The following is a 6988-nucleotide window of genomic DNA, read 5'->3' as shown; positions in this document are numbered from 1 at the left end:
CCCGCCAGCCGACCAGCACACAGCCACCGCCCACCTACAGGCGGCCTTCATCCTCCTCACCGCCGCCTGCACCGGCCCGGAGCTCGAATCCGACGACGAGCCCGAAGGCGAACTGCTSCTGCCSCTSGCRCCCGCCCAAGCCGTCATCCACCAGGCCACCGGCATGATCAGCCACCGCCACACCGCCACACCGCCACACCGCCACACCGCCACACCSYCACCGTCGACCACGCCCTGGACCGSCTGCGCGCCCAYGCCCTCACYCTGRGCATCGACCTCACGGATCTCGCCCACCCGGTCGTCCATGACGGCCTCACCCTCCCCGAATGAACGCGTCCGCGGCCGCACCCACGTACCCCGGCGTATGGGGCAMCCCGCCGCGAGGCTCAGATGGCGCCTACGACCGCATCCGAACCGCGGCGAGATAGGCAGACATATGTGGGGATGGCTGGTGCAAGATGGGACCGCCTCAGGACCCCGGACCCCGGTTCTTGTGCGGCCTGTTCCGGAAGACCGCCTTGAAGCGCACGACGCCCGTTTAGCGTGGGACGAAAACTCAGTTCGTGGTGGAGGTGTCGACGGTCAGGGTGCCATCGTCGTCCATGCCGACCTGGTCGGTGAGTTGGGCAGGATCTACTCGGGATTGATGCCGGTGCGACCGGCAATGGCGCATAGCCGACGGCTGACGTCGGCGTTCAGCCACACCTGCGTTATCGCCTGGACAACGACCTGCGATCGACGTCGCGGGGAGAGGGGGAGGACGCCGAGAACCTCGTCGGCGTGCTGGCCCGCCACCACCGGTGCAGCCGCTCGCAGGCTGCGGTGCGTGCCCGGGAGCTGCTGGGTACGTGCATGGACGACTACGCACCTCGGAGCAACATTGTTGGTCGGCGGATCGCGCTGGCGCGCAGGTGGCAGTCCTCGATGGAGACCCGCACTGGTGGCCGTCGGAGAACCCCGAGCCAGCTGCCGAGGCGCTGGCTCGGGGTTCTGGCAGACCTTGGGGGAGTAGGGAGGGCTCCACTCGGTGTCACGTAGGTGTGAGTGGGGCCAGCGGATGAGCGGGACGAGCGCAGATGGTTTGGTCATGACGCGTCTTGATAGGCAAGTCATTACTTGCCTATTGTGGAGTCATGGTGGACGATGTCTTCAAGGCGCTGGCCGACCCCACTCGCCGCCGCATCCTCGATGAGCTGGCGGAACGGGACAGTCAGTCCCTGTTCGAGATCTGTGCGCGGTTGACGACCAAGCACGGTCTGGGTCTGTCCCGTCAGGGGGTCAGCCAGCACCTTGCCGTACTGGAGGCCGCCGGCCTGGTCCGCACACGTCGCCAGGGCCGCTACAAGTTCCACGACCTGGATCCCGAACCGCTTGAGCGCATCCTGAACCGGTGGCTCAGGCCCGATATGCCGGAGAACACTCAATGAAGATCAACCTCGCCAGCGTCTTCGTCGACGACCAGGACAAGGCCCTGCGCTTCTACACCGAAGTGCTGGGGTTCGTGAAGAAGACCGAGGTTCCGCTCGGGGAACACCGGTGGCTGACTGTGGTCTCGCCCGAGGAGTCCGAGGGCATCGAACTCGTCCTGGAGCCCGACGAGCACCCGGCGGTCAAGCCGTACACGACGGCACTGGTCAACGACGGAATTCCGGTCACCTCCTTCGCCGTGGACGACGTGCACGCCGAGTTCGAGCGGCTGCGCGGCCTCGGAGTGCACTTCACCCAGGAACCGCTGGAACTGGGTCCGGTCATCACCGCAGTCCTCGACGACACCTGTGGCAACCTCATCCAGATCGCCGAGTACAAGTAGGGCGGTCTGACGGCCCGGCGAACGGGCGCAGGTTGCCGTTCGCGGTCAAGTTCTGTGCCGGAGGCGCAGGGCGGGGCGGAGCGTGGTGGGCGGCGCAAGGATCCCGACCGCGGATCCAGGCCCCGACAGTGAGCGACTTACACCTGCCCCCATGCAGTCCGGCGCCTGTTCGCGGCCTACGGCTTGGCCAAGGACCAGCTCTGCGGGCACATCAAGGAGACGAAGGACGGTTCGAAGCTCCCGGAGTTCCTCCGCTACCTGCGCTCGCTGCATCTGGCGACCGTGCGCATTGCGATCGTCTGCGACAACTGCTCCCTCATCTGCCCGCGAAGCGCTGCCGGCGAGTGGCGACGTGGGCGACGACGAACAGCACCGAGACCACCTGCACCCCGACCGGCAAATCCGGGTCAGGGGACCAGTGGGCCAGCCAGTACGCCCAATCCTGCCTTACGGTCCCCGACCCAGATCAACGAGCCGGTATCCCGAGGCTTGCGCCCCCACAGCATCAGCAGCAGATCCTCAGCGATGCCTGAGACCTCCGCGATCGGCTCACCGGTCCCATAAGTCCAACAGCGGCCGGAATCGGTGGCAGTGATTTTTATGGCCTGCTCGGGACGGGTGGCGGCCCCCTTGGAGATCATGCGGAGCGCCATGGTGTCGAAGACCTCGGCGACACCGTCGGCCGCGAGTGCCGGATCCATCGGCGTCGTCGAGCCGAGCGCGTGCTCGGCATCCCACCGGTGCATCAGCGTCTCCTGACTACGGCGCCGACGCCAGAATCCGACTGTGTGCGGCGGGAAGAACGTCCACGCCCCGGTCGAGGGATCAACCGCCAGGGCCTGCATGAGCGCGTCCGCCGTCTCGGCATACCAAGCCTGGAGGCCGGCTCGGTCGCGGGGCGCGGCATCCTCGTCGTAGCCATCACCGTGCCCCTCCCGCACCGCCGTGACGACCCACAGGTTCCCCGCTCCCATGTGTACGGCCAGATCCATCAGCCGCCAATCGCCGCAGTGTTCGACCGGAGCTGACAAATCACCGTCCAGCACCGTGCCGAACGCATCGAGCTCGCGGTGAAGTTCAACCAGATAATCCACGGTGCCAAGGTACAGTCCACCCACCACGCGGGACTTGCCGTACGAACAAGGCGAACGTTGCTTGATGCGGTACCGGCGACAACGGACGACAACACCCATCGACACTCAGATGGAGTTTGCCTGTGAACCCGTCCCGCGAGCAGCCCGGTCGTTCACCTCCTGCGCCATCTCCACCAGCTGGGCGAGAAGACTTTGCCACGGTTTTTCGCCTTATTGTTCTGTCGCTCTGGCGCTCTTTGACGCGGGCTCGGTCGGTGGCTCGGTCCGGGCACCGGCAAAGCGCTGATGGGCTTCGCACGATGGTGAAGTCCGCTGAGATGTTCCAGCCGATTCCGCCCGCTTCTTCTCCCGCTTGAACGACGGCCGCAGCAGTACGATCCCACGCATGGCCAGGTCGTTCTCGAACTCCTTGGAGGCGAAGCCCTTGTCGGGGATCAGCAGCAGTCCGGGCCGACCGGCAACCAGGTCCTCCTAGACATCGAGCATGGCCTGGAGCACCTCGTGCTCGTCCAGCTTCGGATTCGCCAGCGCTCACGGGATCGGCATCCCGGTCGGCGTGCAGACCAGGTACAGACGCAGGCCCTAGAAGAACCGGGAGGGGAGGCGCAGTAGCCGTATCCGGCCCAGCCGGCCATCTCCGACCGCTTCACCGTTGGCCGCGAACGCCCGCACTCCACAGGGGTGGAGTCCACAATTCAGTGGTTGTCGAACCAGAAGTCCGTGTCAGCCGCCAGCATCCGTATCGTCTTCTTGAGCATCGGCAATGAGGCCCGCAGTCGCTTGTTGTACCCGGACTGCTGCGGTAGATACGGGAACGTCGACGCCAGGTGTGCGTGTGCATACTGCAGCCAGCATGCCTCAGAGCTGAAGCCGAGCAGAGCATGCGCGACCGCCAGACAGATGAGTTCAGAGTCCGTCGGCCGTGGCGGCGTGCCCATCTACCGGCTGACCCCCTGCTCGTCATCGATCTTCACAACAGTGCGGTCAGCGAGATGTCCAAGTTCCCGTTCGCCACTCAACGGTCTTGGACGCCCTTTTCTCGCTCCTGGACGTCAGCCGAGGTTGAATTGCCGAGCGGGGAAGAAGTCGGCGCTTTGGACGTACTCCATGGCCTTGGTGAATTCCGGGTCGCCGATGCGGCGTTCCATTTCCTGCGGGCTCAGGTCCTCCACGCGGGTCTGGATCCAGTACAGGTTGCCCAGCGGATCGCGTACCCGCCCGACCCGGTCTCCGAAGAACAGGTGGGTGACCTCGGTGATCGAGGTGCCGCCGGCCGCAACGGCCTGACGGTGCACGGCGTCGGCATCCTCGACGTAAAGGCGGAGGAAGCCAGGGGTCGGCGGCCACTCCGGCCGGGCGTCGAACATCATCACCACCGAGTCGCCGATCCGTACCTCCGCATGCTCGATGGCCCCGTCCTTGCCCGCAAGGCATGCGAGTTCCTCGGCGCCGAAGGCCCTCTTCGTGTAGTCGATGAGCTGCACCGTGTTGCGCGAGATGATCCACGGCGTCACGGTGCTGTAGCCCTCGGGAACCGGCTTGACGGACATCTGACTGCCTCCTGGGGTGCGAGTGCCTGCACGCGGTGATGACGCTAGACGCCTTTTAGGTCACTCACTGTCCTAGAACCCCCCGATGGATAGGGATCTCGCGCGAGACAGGCCAGCCAGACATAGGACTTGATCGTCTAGGGAAAGTTGGGTCCGCGCAGAACGCGTGCATGGCCGCGGTCCGAGACAGCTCGCTGGCGGCCGCCCGCGGCACTGCCAGCGCTTCGGGCCCCCGCGCGGGAGGCCAGCTGGTGCATCACCTCAGCGACAGTGTGCGCTCGGCCGCCGACCCCACCGCCTGGAGAACCAACGCCCCTGGTCCGAGATCCGTTCGGTGAAGGTGTCCAGCAGTTCGCTCTTACCGCAACCGGCCGCCCCCTCCACGAGAACGGTGTGCGCCTCTCCGGGCGCGCATCTTCACGGTGTCTGGTCCAGTGTGTGAAGTACTGCGTCGCGAAAGACCAGAGCCACAGAAGCCCTCGAATGTCATTGTGAAGCCGTCCGCCGCCCGCCCAGGGCCGCTCGCGGCATCGACGGGACAAGAATGGACGGTACATGTGAACGATTCGAGGCTAGGTCTGCTCCCAGTCGGGCGGGGCGGTAAGAAGCTGCGGGGCATTGAGTACCAGGAAAGATCTTCGCCATTTTAGGAGACCGATGCGTAGCGAAACATCATGAACTCCCACATCTTTGACGGATTTACCGCCGAGGCCTTGCCGACTGTCCGGGCGCGGCTAGGGGATTCATTGGCAGAGTAGGGGCACCCCCTTCTGATTGCGTTCATACACGGACAGATTGAATGAGATGCTGGTATGCCCCGGAACACCTTTGCCTTTTTCGGCCTGCCTTTTGTGAAAATTAAGGAAACCCGCAGCTCCGCGTACGCTCCGGTGTCGGCAAGCAGAACCGCCAGCTCCTTTTTGTGAACCCGCAATGGCCGCGCGGCGGCCGCGGCAGCCGTTTCGCGGCGCAGCCGTCCGGGCACCGGACCCCCAGGGCCCGACAGCCGGGCGGCAGCACCCGAGAGGAAGCCCCAAAGCCATGACTGGATCGTCCGCCGGCACCGGCGCGTGGATCCGCCGGTTTCATCCGGCGCCCGAGGCACCCGTACGGCTGGCCTGCTTCCCCCACGCGGGAGGCTCGGCCAGCTTCTACTTCCCCGTCTCGCAGGCCATGTCGCCGGGCGCCGACGTGCTGTGCGTGCAGTACCCCGGCCGCCAGGACCGCCGCGACGAGCCTTGCATCGCCACCGTCACCGAACTCGCCGACGCGGTAGTGGAGGAGCTGTTGCCCTGGGCGGACCGCCCCCTGGCCCTGTTCGGCCACAGTATGGGCGCATCCCTGGCCTTCGAGGTCGCCCTGCGTCTGGAGGAGCGGGGCGTCGTGCCACGGGCGCTGTTCGCCTCCGGTCGGCGCGCCCCCTCCCATTTCCGCGAGGGGAACGTCCACCTGGCCGACGACGACACCCTGGTCGAGGAGCTGAAAAAGCTCAGCGGCACCGATTCCGAGTTGCTGGACGACCCCGAGATCCTGCGCATGATCCTGCCGGCCGTGCGCAACGACTACCGGGCCGCAGAAACCTACCGCTTCACCGGCCAACGGCGCTTGAGCTGCCCCGTCGTCGTGCTCGTCGGTGACGAGGACCCCCAGGTGACCCGGGAGGAGGCCGACGCCTGGCGCCGGCACACGGATGGGACCTTCAAGGTGCGGTGGTTCAGCGGCGGGCACTTCTTCCTCACCTCCCACGTCGCTGCCGTGATGGCCGAGATCTCCAAGCACCTCTCGCCCGAACCGGCTGCGGGTTTCCGCTAGCAGAGGCTCCCCCGCGTCACGGTAGGGGCGCTGCGTGTTCGCGGCGCGCTTGCCGTGACGCATTTGCTTTCCCTACCCGGTGGGGCGGCATTTGGCGGGCATGTTGTAGGAGTTGGAGTCCACCAGTACCAAAGCGCCCGCTGGGTTGCGGGCGGTGCTGTCGTGCAGGTGCGGGGTCGGCATCACGTCACCCGCCAGATCTCGGCGCAGTCGGCCGGTCAACGCGTCCCCGGAGCCCAGTAATTCGTCGTCCGGCGGAGATGATCCGGGCCTGGGTGGTCTGGTGTGGGGTGTTGCGGTGGCCTTGCGGTGTGGGCCCGTTCTGGTGCCGTGTGGGGTGTTGAGGGTGTTGTGCTTGGTGTGTGTTTGAACCTGGTTGCCCGCTCGGGGCCTTCCTGGCGTGCCCGTAGCTCTGCGTCTGTGTCTTCCGCGCTGTTGGGTGTCATCGCTATCTGGGCGCGGTGTGAGTGGGGTTTCGTGCTGATGGCGGAGCTGGACGTGCTGACGGCGCTTGCCTCGTCCGTTGGGGCGGGGGTTGGTGGGTTTTAACGGGCGCCCCGTGCGGGGTGGTCTGTGTCTGAAGGGTGTGCTGTGGCGCGGTCGCTCGCGCTCGTAGTTGAGACCGCGGCTGTTTCCGTGTTTTGGGGTGGTGGGGTGTGGTTGTGCTGGGTGTGGTGTGGCCCCCGGGTCCGGGGTTGGTGCCGGGGGCCACGGAGGGGGTG

5 protein-coding genes and 1 pseudogene are annotated in these 6988 nt (G+C 66.1%); 3 read left to right on the top strand and 3 right to left on the bottom strand.

Annotated features, from left to right (window positions below):
• Positions 1-1133 precede the first annotated feature (1133 nt).
• Together FGF04_RS30935 and FGF04_RS30930 are read left to right on the top strand one after the other, a co-directional pair.
• Positions 1134-1427 (top strand): ArsR/SmtB family transcription factor, encoded by a 294-nt coding sequence (locus tag FGF04_RS30935; protein WP_149514680.1) that lies wholly within the window; start codon positions 1134-1136, stop codon positions 1425-1427.
• Positions 1424-1810, top strand: a complete 387-nt coding sequence (locus FGF04_RS30930) for a VOC family protein (RefSeq protein WP_149514679.1) — start codon at positions 1424-1426, stop codon at positions 1808-1810. The genes FGF04_RS30935 and FGF04_RS30930 overlap by 4 nt, the downstream gene beginning before the upstream one ends.
• Before the next feature lie 407 nt (positions 1811-2217).
• Here FGF04_RS30930 and FGF04_RS30925 read toward each other — a convergent pair whose 3' ends face one another.
• The 3 genes and pseudogenes from FGF04_RS30925 to FGF04_RS30920 form a co-directional block, all read right to left on the bottom strand.
• The gene (locus tag FGF04_RS30925) at positions 2218-2904 is read right to left on the bottom strand and encodes a maleylpyruvate isomerase family mycothiol-dependent enzyme (protein ID WP_149514678.1); all 687 of its coding nucleotides are present in this window, start codon (positions 2902-2904) and stop codon (positions 2218-2220) included.
• Positions 2905-3240: 336 nt separating this feature from the next.
• A pseudogene (locus FGF04_RS42245) lies at positions 3241-3919 on the bottom strand (transposase); the annotation flags it as partial.
• Between the two features lie 37 nt (positions 3920-3956).
• Positions 3957-4454 carry a VOC family protein gene (locus tag FGF04_RS30920; protein ID WP_149514677.1) on the bottom strand — a complete coding sequence of 166 codons (498 nt, stop codon included), beginning with the start codon at positions 4452-4454 and terminating at the stop codon, positions 3957-3959.
• A gap of 1041 nt (positions 4455-5495) precedes the next feature.
• Here FGF04_RS30920 and FGF04_RS30915 point away from each other — a divergent pair.
• Positions 5496-6266 carry a thioesterase II family protein gene (locus FGF04_RS30915; RefSeq protein ID WP_149514676.1) on the top strand — a complete coding sequence of 257 codons (771 nt, stop codon included), beginning with the start codon at positions 5496-5498 and terminating at the stop codon, positions 6264-6266.
• Positions 6267-6988: the final 722 nt, after the last annotated feature.

The sequence above is a fragment of the Streptomyces apricus genome, assembly GCF_008369065.1.
Taxonomy (GTDB): domain Bacteria; phylum Actinomycetota; class Actinomycetes; order Streptomycetales; family Streptomycetaceae; genus Streptomyces; species Streptomyces apricus.
Note: the sequence above shows the minus strand (reverse complement) of the source record. Positions and strands in the feature narration are given on the sequence as shown.

Coding starts and splice junctions, on each gene's coding strand:
- FGF04_RS30935 (WP_149514680.1), top strand. CDS start 1,134: ATGGTGGACGATGTCTTCAAGGCGCTGGCCGACCCCACTCGCCGCCGC.
- FGF04_RS30930 (WP_149514679.1), top strand. CDS start 1,424: ATGAAGATCAACCTCGCCAGCGTCTTCGTCGACGACCAGGACAAGGCC.
- FGF04_RS30920 (WP_149514677.1), bottom strand. CDS start 4,454: ATGTCCGTCAAGCCGGTTCCCGAGGGCTACAGCACCGTGACGCCGTGG.
- FGF04_RS30915 (WP_149514676.1), top strand. CDS start 5,496: ATGACTGGATCGTCCGCCGGCACCGGCGCGTGGATCCGCCGGTTTCAT.